At 72.5% G+C, this 16790-nt stretch carries 12 protein-coding genes; 11 read left to right on the forward strand and 1 reads right to left on the reverse strand.

Annotated features, from left to right (window positions below):
- Positions 1-73: 73 nt before the first annotated feature.
- Complete coding sequence (locus tag ACIRPU_RS27405; RefSeq protein WP_403871883.1) at positions 74-1825, reverse strand: dolichyl-phosphate-mannose--protein mannosyltransferase; 1752 nt, start codon at positions 1823-1825, stop codon at positions 74-76.
- A gap of 97 nt (positions 1826-1922) precedes the next feature.
- Here ACIRPU_RS27405 and rsmI point away from each other — a divergent pair, with 97 nt between their 5' ends.
- The 11 genes from rsmI to ACIRPU_RS27460 all read left to right on the forward strand — a co-directional run bounded on the left by rsmI (position 1923) and on the right by ACIRPU_RS27460 (position 16766).
- Positions 1923-2783: a 16S rRNA (cytidine(1402)-2'-O)-methyltransferase gene (rsmI, locus tag ACIRPU_RS27410; protein ID WP_403871884.1), complete on the forward strand. Its 861-nt coding sequence runs from the start codon at positions 1923-1925 to the stop codon at positions 2781-2783.
- A 279-nt stretch (positions 2784-3062) separates the two neighbouring features.
- Positions 3063-3494 carry a hypothetical protein gene (locus tag ACIRPU_RS27415; protein ID WP_403871886.1) on the forward strand — a complete coding sequence of 144 codons (432 nt, stop codon included), beginning with the start codon at positions 3063-3065 and terminating at the stop codon, positions 3492-3494.
- Between the two features lie 43 nt (positions 3495-3537).
- A complete protein-coding gene (locus ACIRPU_RS27420; RefSeq protein WP_403871888.1) occupies positions 3538-4428 on the forward strand; it encodes a TatD family hydrolase in 891 nt (296 codons plus the stop codon).
- A gap of 114 nt (positions 4429-4542) precedes the next feature.
- Positions 4543-6084, forward strand: a complete 1542-nt coding sequence (locus ACIRPU_RS27425) for a ubiquitin-like domain-containing protein (protein ID WP_403871890.1) — start codon at positions 4543-4545, stop codon at positions 6082-6084.
- 47 nt (positions 6085-6131) lie between these two features.
- Positions 6132-7046, forward strand: a complete 915-nt coding sequence (gene rsmA / locus ACIRPU_RS27430) for a 16S rRNA (adenine(1518)-N(6)/adenine(1519)-N(6))-dimethyltransferase RsmA (protein WP_403871892.1) — start codon at positions 6132-6134, stop codon at positions 7044-7046.
- The gene (locus tag ACIRPU_RS27435) at positions 7043-7948 is read left to right on the forward strand and encodes a 4-(cytidine 5'-diphospho)-2-C-methyl-D-erythritol kinase (RefSeq protein ID WP_403871894.1); all 906 of its coding nucleotides are present in this window, start codon (positions 7043-7045) and stop codon (positions 7946-7948) included. Before rsmA ends, ACIRPU_RS27435 begins: the two co-directional genes overlap by 4 nt.
- A gap of 160 nt (positions 7949-8108) precedes the next feature.
- On the forward strand, positions 8109-9467 hold the full coding sequence (locus ACIRPU_RS27440; protein ID WP_403871896.1) for a HEAT repeat domain-containing protein: 1359 nt from the start codon (positions 8109-8111) through the stop codon (positions 9465-9467).
- A 311-nt stretch (positions 9468-9778) separates the two neighbouring features.
- Positions 9779-11584 (forward strand): ABC-F family ATP-binding cassette domain-containing protein, encoded by a 1806-nt coding sequence (locus tag ACIRPU_RS27445; RefSeq protein ID WP_403871898.1) that lies wholly within the window; start codon positions 9779-9781, stop codon positions 11582-11584.
- 191 nt (positions 11585-11775) lie between these two features.
- A complete protein-coding gene (locus tag ACIRPU_RS27450; protein WP_403871900.1) occupies positions 11776-13623 on the forward strand; it encodes a PQQ-binding-like beta-propeller repeat protein in 1848 nt (615 codons plus the stop codon).
- 85 nt (positions 13624-13708) lie between these two features.
- A complete protein-coding gene (locus ACIRPU_RS27455; RefSeq protein ID WP_403871902.1) occupies positions 13709-15802 on the forward strand; it encodes a PQQ-binding-like beta-propeller repeat protein in 2094 nt (697 codons plus the stop codon).
- 265 nt (positions 15803-16067) lie between these two features.
- Positions 16068-16766, forward strand: coding sequence for a LuxR C-terminal-related transcriptional regulator (locus tag ACIRPU_RS27460; protein ID WP_403871904.1), 699 nt, complete (start codon positions 16068-16070; stop codon positions 16764-16766).
- Positions 16767-16790 lie beyond the last annotated feature (24 nt).

The following is a 16790-nucleotide window of genomic DNA, read 5'->3' on the forward strand; positions in this document are numbered from 1 at the left end:
GCGTTCAGAAAGATCCCCTCAGCCTCACAGTAAGCGGAAAGGGTGGTGCGTGGGGCGAGAGTTGCCGCAATCGTTAGACCCAGGTGTCCAGCCACATACGTGAACGCCAGTCGTCGATCGGGATGGCCTGCCCGGTGTACAGGGGCCAGAAGTAGATGAAGTTCCAGGCGATGAGCAGCACCAGGACGCCCGCGCCGGTGGCGCCCGCCACGCGCCGGGTGTCGCCGGCGCCCGGTGGGCCGACGAGCGCGCCGATCATCATCGCCACCGCCAGGCACAGGAAGGGCAGGAAGACGACGGCGTAGAAGAGGAAGATCGTGCGTTCCTGGTACATGAACCACGGCAGGTAGCCGGCCGCGATGCCGCAGACGATCGCGCCGGCCCGCCAGTCGCGCCTGAAGAGCCAGCGCCACAGGACGTAGAGGATCGCGAAGCAGGCCGCCCACCACAGCAGCGGGGTGCCGAGCGCGAGGACCTCGCGGGCGCACTTCTCGCCCGCGTCGGTCGGGCAGCCGTCCGCGCCGGGGGCGGGGGACTCGTAGAAGTACGAGACCGGGCGGCCGAGGACGAGCCAGCTCCACGGGTTCGACTGGTACGTGTGCGGCGAGGTGAGGTGGGTGTGGAACTCGTAGACCTCGTGCTCGTAGTGCCACAGGCTGCGCCACCAGTCGGGGAACAGCCAGGTCCAGCTGCCGCCCTTGCCGTCGGTGGCCGCCCAGTTGCGGTAGTAGCCGCCCTTGCCGTCGGTGGCGGACAGGATCCAGCCCGTCCACGACACCAGGTAGGTGACCAGCGCCACCGGGACCGTCGCCAGGAACGCGAAGCCCGTGTCGCGCTTGAGCACCGCCAGGTACGGGCGGCGGGCGCCCGCCACCTTGCGCGAGCCGACGTCCCACAACACCGCCATCAGGCAGAACGCGACCAGGATGTACAGGCCGTTCCACTTCGTGCCGATGGCCAGGCCCAGCATCAGGCCCGCGCCCCAGCGCCAGGGACGCAGACCGATCCGGGTGGTCTCGGCGACGTGCGGATCGGGGCGGTAGCGGCCGTCCACGTCGGGTGGGAGCGCGGCGGCGAGCTTCTCGCGCATCCTGTCCCGGTCGACCACCAGACAGCCGAACGCCGCCAGCACGAAGAACATCAGCACGCCGTCGAGCAGCGAGGTGCGGCTCATCACGAAGGCGAGCCCGTCGACCGCCATCAGGGCGCCCGCCAGGCAGCCCAGGAAGGTGGAGCGGAAGATCCGGCGGCCGATCCGGCACAGCAGCAGGACGCTGAGCGTGCCGAGCACCGCCGTCATGAACCGCCAGCCGAACGGATCGAACCCGAAGATCAGTTCGCCCAGCCCGATCACGTACTTGCCGACCGGCGGATGCACGACGTACGCCGCGTCCGCCGGGATCGTCACATGCCCGCCCGAGGACAGGATGACGTCGTTGGCGTTCTTGTCCCAGTTGACCTCGAACCCGCGGTGGACGACCGCCCACGCGTCCTTCGCGTAGTACGTCTCGTCGAATATCACCGCCTTGGGGCTGCCCAGATGCCAGAAGCGCAGCACGCCCGCCAGCAGCGTGACCAGCAGCGGACCGCCCCAGGACGACCAGCGCCCGATCCGGTCCGCCCACACCGGCGGGAGGCCCAGCGCCTGCCACAACCGGGCGCTGGGCCGCGCGAACGGCGGCACCAGCCGCTCCCGGACGTCGGCGGAGGGCTCCGCGGTGTATCCGAAACGGCGCAGCCGTTGCTGCCACGACGGCCGCTGGTCTGGCGGTGTCTGGCCCTGCCGGTAGTCCGTGGAGTCCATGGAGGACGCGGTACTGGTCACCGCGCCATCGTAGGGAACAGGTCTGTGTGAGTCCCGTGCACGGGCCCTAACCGGCCTGGCCGATCGAGTGGACCCCCGGCCCTGCGAGGATGGAAACGTGACAGCTACGCCCGGAATCCTCGTTCTCGCCGGTACTCCCATCGGTGACGTGTCCGACGCCCCGCCCCGCCTCGCCGAGGAGCTGGCCGGCGCCGACGTGATCGCCGCCGAGGACACGCGCCGGCTGCGGCGGCTGACCCAGGCGCTGGGGGTGACGCCCAAGGGGCGTGTCGTGTCCTACTTCGAGGGCAACGAGTCCGCCCGCACTCCCGATCTGGTCGCGGACCTGGCAGGCGGGGCGCGGGTGCTGCTCGTCACCGACGCCGGGATGCCGTCCGTCTCCGACCCCGGGTACCGGCTGGTGGCCGCGGCCGTCGAGCAGGACATCCGGGTCACCGCCGTCCCCGGCCCGTCCGCGGTGCTCACCGCGCTCGCCCTGTCCGGGCTGCCCGTCGACCGGTTCTGCTTCGAGGGGTTCCTGCCGAGGAAGGCGGGGGAGCGGCTGTCCCGGCTGCGGGAGGTCGCGCAGGAACGCCGGACCCTCGTGTACTTCGAGGCCCCGCACCGGCTCGACGACACCCTCGCCGCGATGGCCGAGGTGTTCGGCGCGGACCGGCGGGCCGCCGTGTGCCGGGAGCTGACCAAGACGTACGAAGAGGTGAAGCGCGGTCCGCTCGGCGAGCTGGCGGAGTGGGCCGCCGAGGGCGTGCGGGGCGAGATCACCGTCGTCGTCACCGGGGCGCCCGAGCGCGGCCCCGAGGACTTCGACGCGGCGGAGCTGGTGCGGCGGGTGCGGGTGCGCGAGGAGGCGGGCGAGCGCCGTAAGGAGGCCATCGTGGCGGTGGCGGCGGAGACGGGGCTGCCGAAGCGGGACGTGTTCGACGCGGTGGTGGCGGCGAAGAACGCCGGGGAGCTGTGACCGCCGTCGGACGCCGTCGGCGGAGGGCCGGGCCGAGCCGCGCCGTGACGGTGTGACGGTTGTTGTTCGGGTGTTGTGAAGGGGCTCACACCCCCTCTGAGCAGGGCGCATGTCGTCTGAGCGTGCGCCCCATGTGTGGGCAAAGGGCTGCGGGCGTTGTGGCAAGGGACGCCCAAATCGGCTTCAACAGTGCACAGGTCGAGTGCGTTCGCTCCGGCGGAGGCGTCCACTGGATGACGGGACGGTGACCCGTCCCACCGGCGGACCACAGGAGCGGTCATGAGTGAGATCACAGGGCAGACCGGCCTCCGCGGCGGCGCGAGCGCCGTCGTCAACGAGTCGTACTCCTTCGCCTGCATGCGCTGCGGGCACGGCTGGGAGCAGGCCTTCGAGATAGAGCACCACACCGACGCCGACGGCCACGAGTTCGTCCTCTACGTGGCGAACGGGCGGGTCGTGCCGTCGCCGCTGAGCCGCCCCGCGTGCCAGAACTGCGACGGGCACGTCGTGCGCATCATGCGGGCGGGGCAGGTCTCGTCCGTGCTCAGCGCGGCCCGTCCGCACAAGGCGTCCCTGGCAGGACCGGTCCAGGCGCCGGTCCCGACGGCCGAGGAGCCGTCCGACGCGCACGCCGACGCTCAGTCCAAGGTGCAGCAGCAGCACCACTGGCACCTGTCCGACCTCCTGCACCCGTTCCGCAAGGCGAGCTGACCGGCCGGACGGAGAGGGCGTGCCCCTTCCGTAGGATCGGGGCATGCCTTCGAACGCCGACAGGAGCGCCGACAAGAGCGCCGCGCCGCCGCTTCCGGCCCCCCTCGGGGTGCCGGTCGCCGACTCCCACACCCACCTCGACATGCAGTCGGGCACGGTGGAGGAGGCCCTCGCGAAAGCCGCGTCGGTCGGTGTGACGACGGTCGTCCAGGTCGGCTGCGACGTACGGGGCTCCCGGTGGGCGGCCGAGACGGCGGCGGCCCACCGCGCCGTCCACGCCGCGGTCGCCCTGCACCCGAACGAGGCGCCGCGCATCGTGCACGGGGACCCCGACGGCTGGTCCCGCCAGGGCGCGCGGACGCCGGGCGGCGCGCAGGCGCTCGACGAGGCGCTCGGCGAGATCGACCGCCTGGCCGCGCTTCCGCACGTCAAGGGCGTCGGCGAGACCGGACTCGACTACTTCCGCACCGGACCCGAGGGCAAGGAAGCCCAGGAGAACTCCTTCCGCGCCCACATCGAGATGGCCAAGCGGCACGGCAAGGCCCTGGTCATCCACGACCGCGACGCCCACGCCGACGTCCTGCGCGTCCTGAAGGAGGAGGGCGCCCCCGAGCGCACCGTCTTCCACTGCTACTCCGGCGACGCCGAGATGGCCGAGATCTGCGCCCGCGCCGGATACTTCATGTCCTTCGCCGGCAACGTCACCTTCAAGAACGCCCAGAACCTCCGGGACGCCGTCGCCGTGGCCCCGCTGGAGCTGCTCCTGGTGGAGACCGACGCTCCCTTCCTGACCCCGGCGCCCTACCGCGGACGGCCCAACGCCCCGTATCTGATCCCGGTCACGGTGCGCGCCATGGCCGCCGTACGGGACGTCGACGAGGACATCCTGGCCACCGCCCTCGCCGCGAACACCGCACGCGCGTTCGGCTACTGAGCGCACCCGACACCCGTCGAACACAACTCTCGGTAGCCGTGCCACTTTGGAGAGTGACCGTCGCTCCGCTAGGTTCTGGGGGCCCGATCCGGACCCCTCCCCTGGAGTGTCGGCGTGAGCAACTCGCAGTACTTCGAGTACGAGCCGTACGGCGGTGGCGGGTCGTACGCCGACCTGCACAACGCCGAGACGATCGCGTACGGCGTGTACGCGGCGCCCGGGACGTACGACGACACCTACCGGCCCGCGTACGAGGCGTACGAGGCGCCGCCCCAGCCTCCGGAGACCCTCCAGCTCCCCGAACCGGTCCAGTTCGCCGAGTCGGCCCAGTTCTCGGGGACGACGCCGTACGCCGAGACCGTCCAGCTTTCCGGGGCCGCCCCGTACGCCGAGACCGTGCAGCTCACCGGGGTCGCCCCGTACACGGAGACGGTGAGGCTCACCGGCCCGGTGCTTCCCCAACAGTCGCCGCGACAGGACGCGCGGCGGGCCGCGGGGGAGGGCGTGGGGCAGGGTGTGGGGCGGGCCGCGCGGCGGCGCAGGACCCGCTCCGCCGAGCGCCCGGAGTCCACGATGCGCCGACTGGTCCCGCAGGCACTCGTCGTCGCCTTCCTGGCCGGCGGCACCACCGCCTTCGTCGCCGAGGACAAGGCGGTCGAGCTGACCGTCGACGGCAAGCCGCGCACGCTGCACACCTTCGCCGACGACGTGACCGAACTCCTCGCGGAGGAAGGGGTGCGGGTGGGCGCGCACGACGTGGTGGCGCCCGCCCCCGGCACCGCCCTCACCAGCGGCGACGAGGTCGAGGTGCACTACGGGCGGCCCGTCCGGCTCACCCTGGACGGACAGCGGCACGAGGTGTGGACGACGGCGCACACCGTGCAGGAGGCGCTCCAGCAGCTCGGGGTGCGCGCGGAGGGCGCGTACATGTCCGTCCCGCGCTCCCAGCCGATCGGACGCGCGGGGCTGGCGCTGGACGTACGCACCGAGCGCTCGGTCACGATCATGGCCGACGGCCGGGCCCGCACCATCCGCACCAACGCGGCGACCGTGGGCGAGGCGGTTGCCGCGGCCGGGATCACCCTGCGCGGCCAGGACACCACGTCGGTCGCGTCCGGCAGCTTCCCGCGCGACGGGCAGACGGTCACCGTGCTGCGGATCACCGGCACCAAGGAGGTCCGGGAGGAGGCGATCCCGTTCGACGTGCACCGCACCGACGACTCCTCCCTGTTCAAGGGCACGGAGGTGGTGGAGCGGGCCGGACGGCCCGGCCTGCGCCGGATCACGTACTCCCTGCGCACCGTCAACGGCGTACGGCAGACACCGCGGCGGATCCGCGACGAGATCGTGCGCGCACCGCGCGATCAGGTGGTGAAGGTCGGGACGAAGCCGCTGCCGGCGTCCGTGCGCGGTGCCGACGGCCTGGACTGGCAGAGCCTCGCGGTCTGCGAGTCGGGCGGCCGGCCGAACGCGGTCGACCCCTCGGGCACCTACGGCGGGCTGTACCAGTTCGACACCCACACCTGGCAGAGCCTCGGCGGCAGCGGACGGCCCCAGGACGCCCCGGCGGCGGAACAGACGCTCCGCGCGAAGAAGCTGTACGTGCGACGCGGGGCGAGTCCCTGGCCGCACTGCGGGACGCGGCTGCACGGGTGAGAGGTGCGACGGCGGAGGGTGTCCGTGCGCCCCCGTACCCTTGTCCCGTGAGTACCAGCCCCGCCCCCGACGCCCTCCTGGGCCCCGCCGACATCCGTGAGCTGGCGGCGGTCCTCGGCGTGCGTCCCACCAAACAGCGCGGCCAGAACTTCGTGATCGACGCGAACACGGTCCGCCGTATCGTCCGCACCGCGGAGGTCCGGCCCGACGACGTGGTCGTCGAGGTCGGCCCCGGGCTCGGCTCCCTCACCCTGGCGCTGCTGGAGACCGCCGACCGGGTCACGGCCGTCGAGATCGACGACGTCCTGGCCGGCGCGCTGCCCGCGACGATCGCGGCGCGCATGCCGGAGCGCGCGGAGCGCTTCGCGCTGGTGCACTCCGACGCGATGCGGGTGACCGAACTGCCCGGCCCCGCCCCGACCGCGCTGGTCGCGAACCTGCCGTACAACGTGGCCGTGCCCGTGCTGCTGCACATGCTGGAGACGTTCCCGAGCATCGAGCGCACCCTCGTCATGGTCCAGGCGGAGGTCGCCGACCGGCTCGCCGCCGGGCCCGGCTCGAAGGTGTACGGCGTGCCGTCCGTCAAGGCCAACTGGTACGCCGAGGTCAAGCGGGCCGGCGCCATCGGACGCAAGGTCTTCTGGCCCGCGCCGAACGTGGACAGCGGGCTGGTGTCGCTGGTGCGGCGGACCGAGCCGATCAGGACCACGGCGTCGCGGCGCGAGGTCTTCGCCGTCGTCGACGCGGCGTTCGCCCAGCGGCGCAAGACCCTGCGGGCCGCGCTCGCCGGGTGGGCGGGTTCCGCGGCGCGGGCGGAGGAGGCCCTGGTGGCGGCCGGCGTCTCGCCGCAGGCGCGCGGCGAGGCCCTCACGGTCGAGGAGTTCGCCCGCATCGCCGAGGCCGCGCCGGAGCGGGAGACGTCCGCCGAATCCCCGACCCCGCGGCAGAAGGACTCCGAGTGAGCGTCACCGTCCGGGTGCCCGCCAAGGTCAACGTGCAGCTCGCGGTGGGCGCCGCCCGCGCGGACGGCTTCCACGACCTGGCGAACGTCTTCCTCGCGGTCGGCCTCTACGACGAGGTCACGGTGACCCCCGCCGACGCACTCCGCGTCACCTGCGAGGGCCCGGACGCCGGCCAGGTCCCCCTGGACGTCACGAACCTGGCGGCGCGGGCCGCGATCGCGCTGGCCGAGCGGTACGGCCGTACGCCCGACGTGCACCTCCACATCGCCAAGGACATCCCCGTCGCCGGGGGCATGGCGGGCGGCAGCGCGGACGGCGCGGGCGCGCTGCTGGCCTGCGACGCGCTGTGGGGCACCGGCGCCACCCGTGACGAACTCCTTGAGATCTGCGCCGAGTTGGGCAGCGATGTGCCGTTCAGCCTGGTCGGCGGGGCGGCCCTCGGCACCGGGCGCGGCGAGAAGCTGACGCCGTTGGAGGCCGGCGGCACGTTCCACTGGGTGTTCGCGATGGCCGAGCGGGGGCTGTCCACACCGTCGGTGTTCCGGGAGTTCGACCGGCTGGCGCAGGGCCGGGACATCCCCGAACCGGTGGCCTCCCGGCAGCTCCTCGACGCCCTGGCCGAGGGTGACCCCGACGCCCTCGCGGCCACCGTCTCCAACGACCTCCAGCCGGCCGCGCTGTCGCTCTTCCCCGAGCTCGCCGACACCCTCGCCGCCGGACACGCGGCCGGTGCCCTCGCCACCCTCGTCTCGGGCTCGGGCCCGACCACCGCCTTCCTCGCCCGCGACACCACCGCCGCGGCGAAGATCGCGGAGGCGCTGCGCACCTCGGGCACCTGCCGGACCGTGCGGATGGCGGCGGGACCGGCGCCGGGGGCGACGGTGGTCGAGGACCGGCCGTGACGCGGCTGCCCCGACGGTAGACCGCCTGCCTCGGCCGTAGGACGCCTGCCTCGACCGTAGACCGCCTGTCCGGCGGTAATTCGACTGCTGCGAGCGGCCTGTCCGCTCTAGGCTCCCCCGGCCGGTTCCACCCAGGAAGCCGGGGTGGGGAGGCATGCGTATGAGATCGGCCGATCTGGCTGCGGCCGTCCGGCGCGGGGACGTCGAAGCCGTCCGGGACCTGCTGGAGGACGGGGAGGATGCGAACGCCCGCGACCCGGCCGACGGCGTTCCGCTCCTCTGCGTGGCCGTGGCGGCGTACGACGAACCGGTCGCCGAGGCGTTGATCAATGCCGGTGCCGATCCGCTGGGCCCACTGGCCGGGGTGCCGGGAGGGGATCCCGGGCTGCCCGGCGGTGACAGCGCGCTGACCCGGGCGCTGGACGGCGGCTGCTCCTGGATGGTCACCAGGCTGCTCCCCGACCTCGTGCGCCTCGACGCCGACGCGCGGGCCGACCTGCTGGCACGCGCGCGGTACTGGGCCGAGGCAGACCTCGAGACCGAGCTGCGGCGCAGGACCGGAGCTGCCGGGCCGGTCGAGCGGGGCACGGTGCGGGTCGATCTCTGGTACAGCCACCACGAGCGGTACGCGCTCGGCGGGGAGACCGTGTGGGACGGTCATCCGGGCGTCCTGACCGTGCTGGAGGAGCGCTTCCGGATCCGTACGCCGTTCGACGAGCTGCTCGCGCGGGCGCTCACCCGCCCGGACCGGGACCACCAGGTCTGGTCCGACTCCGTCATCCGCCTCGCCGCCCGGCTGGACGAGGAGACCTGGGGCGCCGCCCAGGAGCTGAGCGCGCATCCCGACCGACTGCACCGACTCTTCGCCGCTGACGTGCTGCGGTGCCTCGTCATCGGGTTCGGCGGCATGTTCGCGCGGCCGGGATCCGTGGTCCACAAACGCGCGCCCGAGGTGTTCCTGCCCTGGGCCCTGGAGGAACCGGACCCCGAGGTGCTCGCCCTGGTGCTGTCCGGACTGAGCGAGGAGGGCGACTCGGACGGGAACGGGGGGATCATCGAGGCCGTCGGTCTGTCGTACGCCGGGCATCCCGACCCGCGGGTACGCCTGGAGGTGCCCGACACCCTGAGCGCGGTGCCCGCGCGTGCGCGCGTGCCGCACGAGAAGCTCGGCGTCCTGTACACGCTGGCGCGCGACCCCGACCCCCAGGTGCGCGAGCGGGCGGCGCGTTGGCTGGCGCGCTGCCCCGCGGAGGCGCCCGGCGTCACCGACGTGCTCGCCGGACTCCTCGACGACGAGGTGCGGGACACCCGGGTACACGCCGCCTACGGGCTCGCGCAGCGCGACGACCCGCGCTGTGTGGCCGCCGAGCGCGCGCTGCGGCCCCTCGACGTCGACGGCGGGCCGGACGACGGCCTCGTGCGGGCGATGTGGCGCTACGAGGAGCGCCACCCGGAGGTCTCCGAACCGAGGACCTCCGAGCCGAGGGTCTCCGAACCGGGGGCCTCCGAGCCGGAGTGACCACCCCGTCCGGTGGCCCGGCGCGCTCGCGCCCGTGCCCCGCCCGCCCCGGCGTGCGCGAGGGGGCGTCCGCCCCGCGTGCGCAACCGTTCGCCGCGTGCCGCCGCCCGACGGGTGTCACCGTCGGCACGCGGGGACCCGGGGGCGTGGGCGGCTCGCGCACGCGCTGTTCATGGACGGCGCGCACGACGATCGCGCGCTCTGCCGCAAGCCGCTGACGCCCTCCTGGCCGCGAAAGAAACCGGGCACCGAAGGGTGTCGGCCGCGCCGACTACCCTGGAGGGTCGAGCATCCCCCTTGTCAGGAGAGAAATGGCCGTCAATCTGGTCAATGTCGAGAACGTCAGCAAGGTGTACGGGACCCGTGCCCTCCTCGACGGCATCTCGCTCGGCGTGTCCGAAGGGGACCGGATCGGCGTCGTCGGCCGCAACGGCGACGGGAAGACCACGCTGATCCGCATGCTCGCCAAGCTGGAGGAGGCGGACTCCGGCCGGGTCACGCACTCCGGCGGGGTACGCCTGGGCGTCCTCACCCAGCACGACTCGCTCGACTCGACCGCGACCGTACGGCACGAGGTCATCCGGGACATGGCCGACCACGAGTGGGCCGGCAACGCCAAGGTCCGCGACGTGCTCACCGGGCTCTTCGGCGGGCTCGACCTGCCCGGGTTCCCGCAGGGCCTGGACACCGTCATCGGCCCGCTGTCCGGCGGTGAGCGCCGCCGGATCGCGCTCGCCAAGCTGCTGATCGAGGAGCAGGACCTGATCGTCCTGGACGAGCCGACCAACCACCTCGACGTCGAGGGCATCTCCTGGCTGGCCCGGCATCTGCGCGAGCGCCGCTCCGCGCTCGTCTGCGTGACCCACGACCGCTGGTTCCTGGACCAGGTCTGTACGCGCATGTGGGACGTGCAGCGCGGCGACGTCCACGAGTACGAGGGCGGCTACTCCGACTACGTCTTCGCGCGCGCGGAGCGTGAGCGCATCGCCGCGACGGAGGAGGTCAAGCGGCAGAACCTGGTCCGCAAGGAGCTTGCCTGGCTGCGCCGCGGCGCGCCCGCGCGGACGTCGAAGCCGCGGTTCCGCGTCGAGGCCGCCAACGAGCTCATCAAGGACGTGCCGCCGCCCCGCGACAGCAGCGAGCTGATGAAGTTCGCGTCCTCACGCCTCGGCAGGACGGTCTTCGACCTGGAGGACGTCACCGTCCAGGCCGGTCCCAAGGTGCTGCTCAAGCACATCACCTGGCACCTCGGCCCCGGTGACCGCATCGGCCTGGTCGGCGTCAACGGCGCCGGCAAGACCTCCCTGCTGCGTGCCCTGGCCGAGGCCGCCCGCAGCGAGGGCGAGGTGCAGCCCGTGGCCGGCCGGGTCGTCGTCGGCAAGACCGTCAAGCTCGCCTACCTCTCCCAGGAGGTCGCCGAACTCGACCCCCGGCTGCGGGTCCTGGAGGCCGTCCAGCAGGTGCGTGAGCGCGTCGACCTGGGCAAGGGGCGCGAGCTGACCGCCGGGCAGCTCTGCGAGACGTTCGGCTTCAACAAGGACAAGCAGTGGACGCCGGTCGGTGACCTGTCGGGCGGTGAGCGTCGCCGCCTCCAGATCCTGCGCCTCCTCATGGACGAGCCGAACGTCCTCTTCCTCGACGAGCCCACCAACGACCTCGACATCGAGACCCTCACCCAGCTCGAGGACCTCCTCGACGGCTGGCCCGGCTCGATGATCGTCATCTCCCACGACCGTTTCTTCGTCGAGCGGACCACGGACCGGGTCTTCGCGCTCCTCGGCGACGCCGCCCTGCGGATGCTCCCGCGCGGCATCGACGAGTACATCGAGCGCCGGCAGCGGATGGAGGAGACCGCGGCGGCCTCGGCTCCGGCGGCCGTCGTGAAGCCCGCGGCCGAGAAGAGCGCCGCCGACCAGCGGGCCGCCAAGAAGGAACTCCAGAAGATCGAGCGGCAGTTGGACAAGGTCTCGGAGAAGGAGTCCAAGCTGCACGCCCAGATCGCCGACAACGCCACCGACTTCGAGAAGGTCGCCAAACTCGACGCCGGGCTGCGGGAATTGGTGGGCGAGCGCGAGGAACTGGAGCTGCGGTGGCTGGAACTCGCCGAGGACGCGTGAAGGGTGCGTGAAGGCGCATAACGACGGCATCACAGGCCGGTCCTCCCTTGGGAACAGGGGTGGATCGGCCCCGGGAGCCGTCCGGCACGGGTGATAGAAAGAGCCGTCTGAGAACTTTCTGAAGACGGCTCCGGGCGGGTCACTGACCTGGGGGCGTGGCTAAAAAACAGTGACATAGGGGGAACACGCTGATGGCTCAGCCGCCCAATCAGCCGCCGCAGCCGGGTGGTTTCGGAGCACCGCAGGACCAGCCGCAACAGTCACAGGCACCACAGGCGCCGCAGCCGCCGCAGGGTGGCTTCGGCGCGCCCCAGTTGCCGCCGCAGCCGCCTCAAGGCCCGCCCGCCCAGCCGCCGCAGCCGGGTTACGGCTATCCGCAGCAACCGCCGCAGCAGCCCGGCCCGTACGGTCAGCCGCCGCAGGCCGGTCCGTACGGTCAGCCCCAGCAGCCGGGCCCCTACGGCCAGCCCGGCCAGCCCGGGCCCTACGCCCAGCCGGGGCCGTACGGTCAGCCGAGCGGGCCCTACGGCCAGCAGCCCGGTTACGGCTATCCGCAGCCGCCCCAGTTCCCCGGCGCGCCCGGCGCTCCCGGGACCCCGCCCGGCGGGCGCAACCCCTTCAAGGGGCGGCCCGCGCTGGTGGTCGGGGCTGCGGTGGCGGCGCTGCTGGTGATCGGCGGGACGGTGTTCGCGGTCACGAACGGCGACGACGACGGCGGCAAGAAGCCGATCGCCGGGCCGAGCGACGACGGCAAGGCCACGACGAGCGGCGCACCGGCGAACCCCGGTGACGGCAGCGGCGACGGCGGCGAGGACACCCAGGACTTCAACGCGGACCGCAAGGCCGGCGAGGCGAAGGTGCTCTGGTACAAGGAGGCGCCCGACGCGCCCGCCTCGGGCGCCGACGCACCCGGCATGTGGATCACCTCCAAGACGGCCGTGAAGGCGGCGTACAAGGAGGTCGTCGCGTACGACGTCGGCGACGGCAAGCCCACCTGGGACACCATCGCCCTTCCGCAGAAGATCTGCGCGGTCACCCCGCAGAAGACGGCGGACGACAAGGTCGTCGTGGCGTACATGAGCGGCACCAGCGACCGCGCCAAGTGCAACCAGCTCCAGCAGATCGACCTCGGCACCGGCGCCAAGGGCTGGAAGGGCGTGGTCGCGGACGGCGCGCTGTTCGACAGCGCCATCAGCATCGAGCTGTCGCTGTCCGGCAACACCCTGATGGTGGGCCGCTCGCAGTCCGGCACGGCGTACGACGTCCGTACCGGCAAGAAGCTGTACGACAAGCAGAAGTACGGCGACTCCTGTTTCCCGACGGCGTTCGCGGGCGGGGCCCGGCTGATCGCGGTGGCGTCCTGCGACGCGACCGAGGCCAACGAGCACGACGAGATCCAGGAGCTGGACCCGGCGACCGGCAAGGTCAAGTGGACCCAGAAGTTCGACAAGGGCTGGTCGGTCGCGAAGACGTACTCGGTCGACCCGCTGGTGGTCTACAGCACCAACGAGGACAAGAACACCTGGAACATCGCCACGTTCAAGCCGGACGGCTCCTACCGCTCTCAGGTCGGCTTCGACGAGGACTTCGCGCCCGACTGCGACTCCGGCTTCCTCCAGCGCAACCTCACGGGCTGCACGGGCACGGCCTCCGACGCGAACACGCTCTACCTGCCGACCGAGTCGAGCAGCGGTCCCAACGAGATCGTGGCGATCGACCTCTCCACCGGCAAGGAGAAGTGGCGGGTGAAGTCCCCGACCGACGAGGCGATGCTGCCGGTGAAGGCCGAGGGCGGCAACCTCGTCGCGTACGTCGAGCCGTCGTACGACGGGGCCGGCCGGGTGGTGGGCATCCCGACGGCCGGGTCCGCCCACACGCCGACGACGCTGATGCAGCTTCCCGAGAGCACGGCCGAGATCGAGGACAGCTTCTACTCGCGTGACCTCGCCTGGGTCGACGGGCGCCTCTACCTCTCCTCCACCCGGCTGACGGGCAACGACGACTCGAAGGAGAAGCTGATGCTCGCCTACGGCAAGTGAGGCGACCCACCGCCTTCCCCGCCCCGTCGACGTCCCCGCCCGTCCGCCCGAGCTTTCCCGAGCGTTCTCCCGAGGTATCCACACCATGACCCAGCCGCCGCCCCCACCGCCGAACCAGCCCCCGCAGCAGCCGCAGCAGGGCGGTTTCGGCCCGCCCCGGCCGCCGCAGGACACGCCGCCGCAGGACGCCGTGCCCAAGGACGCGACGCCTCAGGACGCCGCGCCGCAGCCTCCCGCCCCCAACCTGGCGAAGGCCCCGGAGCCGGGCTACGGCTACCCGCAGGCGCCCCAGCCGGGCCAGGCGCCCCAGCCGGGCCAGGCGCCCCCGACCCCGGCGGCTCAGCCGTCCCAGGCTCCTACGCCTCGGCAGACGCCTCCGCCCCCGGCCCCGTCCGGGCCCCCGCAGCAGCCCCAGCCGGGGTACGGCTACCCGCAGGCGCCGGGCCAGCCGGCACCCCCGGCCGCCCACCCGGGTTACGGCTATCCGGCCCAGCCGGGCGCGCCCGCGCCCTCCGCGTACGGTCAGCCCCAGCAGCCGGGCCCCTACGGGCAGCCGACGCCCCCGTACGGCCAGCAGCCCGGCTACGGCTACCCGGGTCAGCCGGGTCAGCCGGGTCAGCCGGGTCAGCCGGGGTATCCGGCCGCGCAGGCGGGTTACGGCTACCCGGGGCAGCCCACCATGCCCATGCACCCGCAGGCCGGCGGCCCCGGACAGGGACCGGGCGGCGGCGGCAAGAAGTTCAACGCGCAGGTGGCGATCATCGTCGGGGCGGTCGTCGCGATCGCGCTGATCGTCGGCGGCGGCGTCTGGTACGCGAAGTCGAGTGACGGCGGCAAGAAGGAGGAGAAGAGTACGGCCGGCCCGACCGGCGGCGGTGACACCGGCGGCACGGGAGGCACCGGCGGCACGTCCTCCGGCGGCACGGAGAAGGTGCCGGCCGACCCCGCCTCGGACGTCCTCTTCAAGATCCCGATGCCCGTGATCAAGAAGGACGACAGCGTCGGCGTCAAGGGCTCCTGGCTGACCGACAAGGCGTACGTGAAGACGGGCGTCAACGAGGTCGCCGGCTACGACCTCGACAAGGGCACCAAGCTCTGGTCGGTCCCGCTGCCCGGCCCGGTGTGCGAGGCCAGCAGGTTCGCGACCGACGACTACCGCACGGCGGTCACCTTCCAGGCGAGCGCGGCCGACACGGCCGCCTGCGACCAGGTGGCGGCGATAGACCTCGCCGCGGGCAAGCAGCTGTGGAAGAAGACCGTCAACTCCGGTGACTACCCGATCAGTTTCAATAACGTGACGGTCAGCGCGAACACGGTCGCCCTCGGCAGCACCAACGGCGGCGCCGCCTTCGACATCGACTCCGGCAAGGTGCTGTGGTCGCCGAAGCCGGCCGACACCTGCTACGACTCCGGCTACGGCGGCGGCCCGAAGCTGGTGGCGGTCCGCAAGTGCGGCGCGTACGACAACCCCGAGCTGCAGATCCAGACCATCGACCCGGTGTCCGGCAAGGTGATCTCCGAGTACAAGCTGGCCACGGGCATCGACTACGCGTCCGTCGTGTCCAGCGACCCCCTGGTGGTGGCCGCCGACGTCGGTGACAGCGCCGGTGACGGCAGTGGCATCTCGGACTTCTTCTCCATCGACAACAAGACCGGCAAGCTGCGCACCCGCATCTCGGTCCCGGGCGACGAGTACGCGGCCGACTGCGAGGGCATCACCAGGATCGAGGCCTGCACGGGCCTGGCCGTCGGCAACGACCGGATCTACGTCCCGACCGAGGAGCACGACGGCACCGGCGAATACAGCCGGACCAACGAGGTCATCGCCTTCGACCTGGCCACCGGCAAGCAGACCGGCCAGCGCGCGGACGCCGGGGACGGCTACACGATCTATCCGCTGCGCATGGACGGCAGCAACCTGATCGCCTACAAGCGGCCGCCGTACGACAAGGGCGGCCAGGTCGTCAGCATCGCCGGAGGCTCCTTCAAGGAGACCAAGCTGCTGGAGAACCCGGCCACCGACGCGGTGCACGACCTGGAGACCAGCATGTCCCCGGAGTACTCCGAGGTCCTCTTCTCCCAGGGACGCCTGTACATGTCCGAGGTGTACGCCGACGACGGCTCGCTCTCGAGCGGTGATCCGCAGTACCTCGCCGTCGCGTACGGTGCGGGCAGCTGATCATCTTAATCGCCGTGACGGCCCCGCCCCTGCTCAGGGGCGGGGCCGGTCACTTATCGCTCATGACCCTCGAAAGCGAGGAATTTCGGCGATCCGGGGCACTTCTCACCAGTAGGGGGAGCGCAACGTCGAACAAGCGTGTAGCTTCCGGGGGCATGAAGGACGGGGTGCCGGGGGGCGCCCTTTGTTGGTCCGTGTGAGTCCGTGTGAGCCCGTGAGGGCATCCATGGGGGGACTGGGGGGTTGCTCGTTGGGAGTGCGGCTGATGGTGGTCGACGACCACCGACTGCTCGCCGAGGCACTGGCCTCGGCGCTCAAACTGCGGGGGCACCGGGTGCTCGCCGCGGCGGCACCGGCCGCGGGCGCGGCGGAGCTGGTGATCACCCGCGCCCCGGAGGTGTGTCTGCTGGGTACGGCGGTCCCGGCCGAGCCGGGCATCTTCGACCCGGTGGTCCGCATCAAGCGGGAGCGGCCACAGGTGGCGGTCCTGGTCCTCGGCCCGGTACCGAGCCCCCGCGGCATCGCGGCGGCCTTCGCCGCCGGCGCCTCCGGCTACGTACGCCACGACGAGCGCATAGAGGGCGTGGAGCGGGCCATCATGAAGGCGCGGGCGGGCGAGGCGGCGGTGGCTCCGACGCTGCTGCAAGGCGCGTTCAGCGAACTCCTGAACCCGGCGGCCCAGCCGGACGACGAGGGCCAGCGGCTGCTCCAGATGCTCACGCCCCGCGAGGTGGAGGTCCTGGTCCGGGTCGCGGACGGCGAGGACACCCGCCTGATCGCCGCCGGCATGGGCATCGCCCCCTCCACGGCCCGCACGCACGTCCAGCGGGTCCTCATGAAACTCGGCGTCGGCTCCCGCCTGGAAGCGGCGGCCCTCGCGGCCCGCACGGGCCTGCTGGACCGCGCGGGACCACTGCCGCACACGTCCCGGAACAGGGAAACGGGTACGGGGCCGGAGCTCTGACGAACTCCGGCCCCGTGTCCGGGG

Origin of the sequence: Streptomyces sp. NPDC102259, from assembly GCF_044766465.1 — a bacterium.
GTDB lineage: Bacteria > Actinomycetota > Actinomycetes > Streptomycetales > Streptomycetaceae > Streptomyces.

Excerpts from the sequence above, each read along its gene's own strand:
- ACIRPU_RS27415 (WP_403871886.1), top strand. The coding sequence starts at position 3,063 with ATGAGTGAGATCACAGGGCAGACCGGCCTCCGCGGCGGCGCGAGCGCC.
- ACIRPU_RS27420 (WP_403871888.1), top strand. The coding sequence starts at position 3,538 with ATGCCTTCGAACGCCGACAGGAGCGCCGACAAGAGCGCCGCGCCGCCG.
- ACIRPU_RS27440 (WP_403871896.1), top strand. The coding sequence starts at position 8,109 with ATGAGATCGGCCGATCTGGCTGCGGCCGTCCGGCGCGGGGACGTCGAA.
- ACIRPU_RS27445 (WP_403871898.1), top strand. The coding sequence starts at position 9,779 with ATGGCCGTCAATCTGGTCAATGTCGAGAACGTCAGCAAGGTGTACGGG.
- ACIRPU_RS27450 (WP_403871900.1), top strand. The coding sequence starts at position 11,776 with ATGGCTCAGCCGCCCAATCAGCCGCCGCAGCCGGGTGGTTTCGGAGCA.
- ACIRPU_RS27455 (WP_403871902.1), top strand. The coding sequence starts at position 13,709 with ATGACCCAGCCGCCGCCCCCACCGCCGAACCAGCCCCCGCAGCAGCCG.
- ACIRPU_RS27460 (WP_403871904.1), top strand. The coding sequence starts at position 16,068 with ATGGTGGTCGACGACCACCGACTGCTCGCCGAGGCACTGGCCTCGGCG.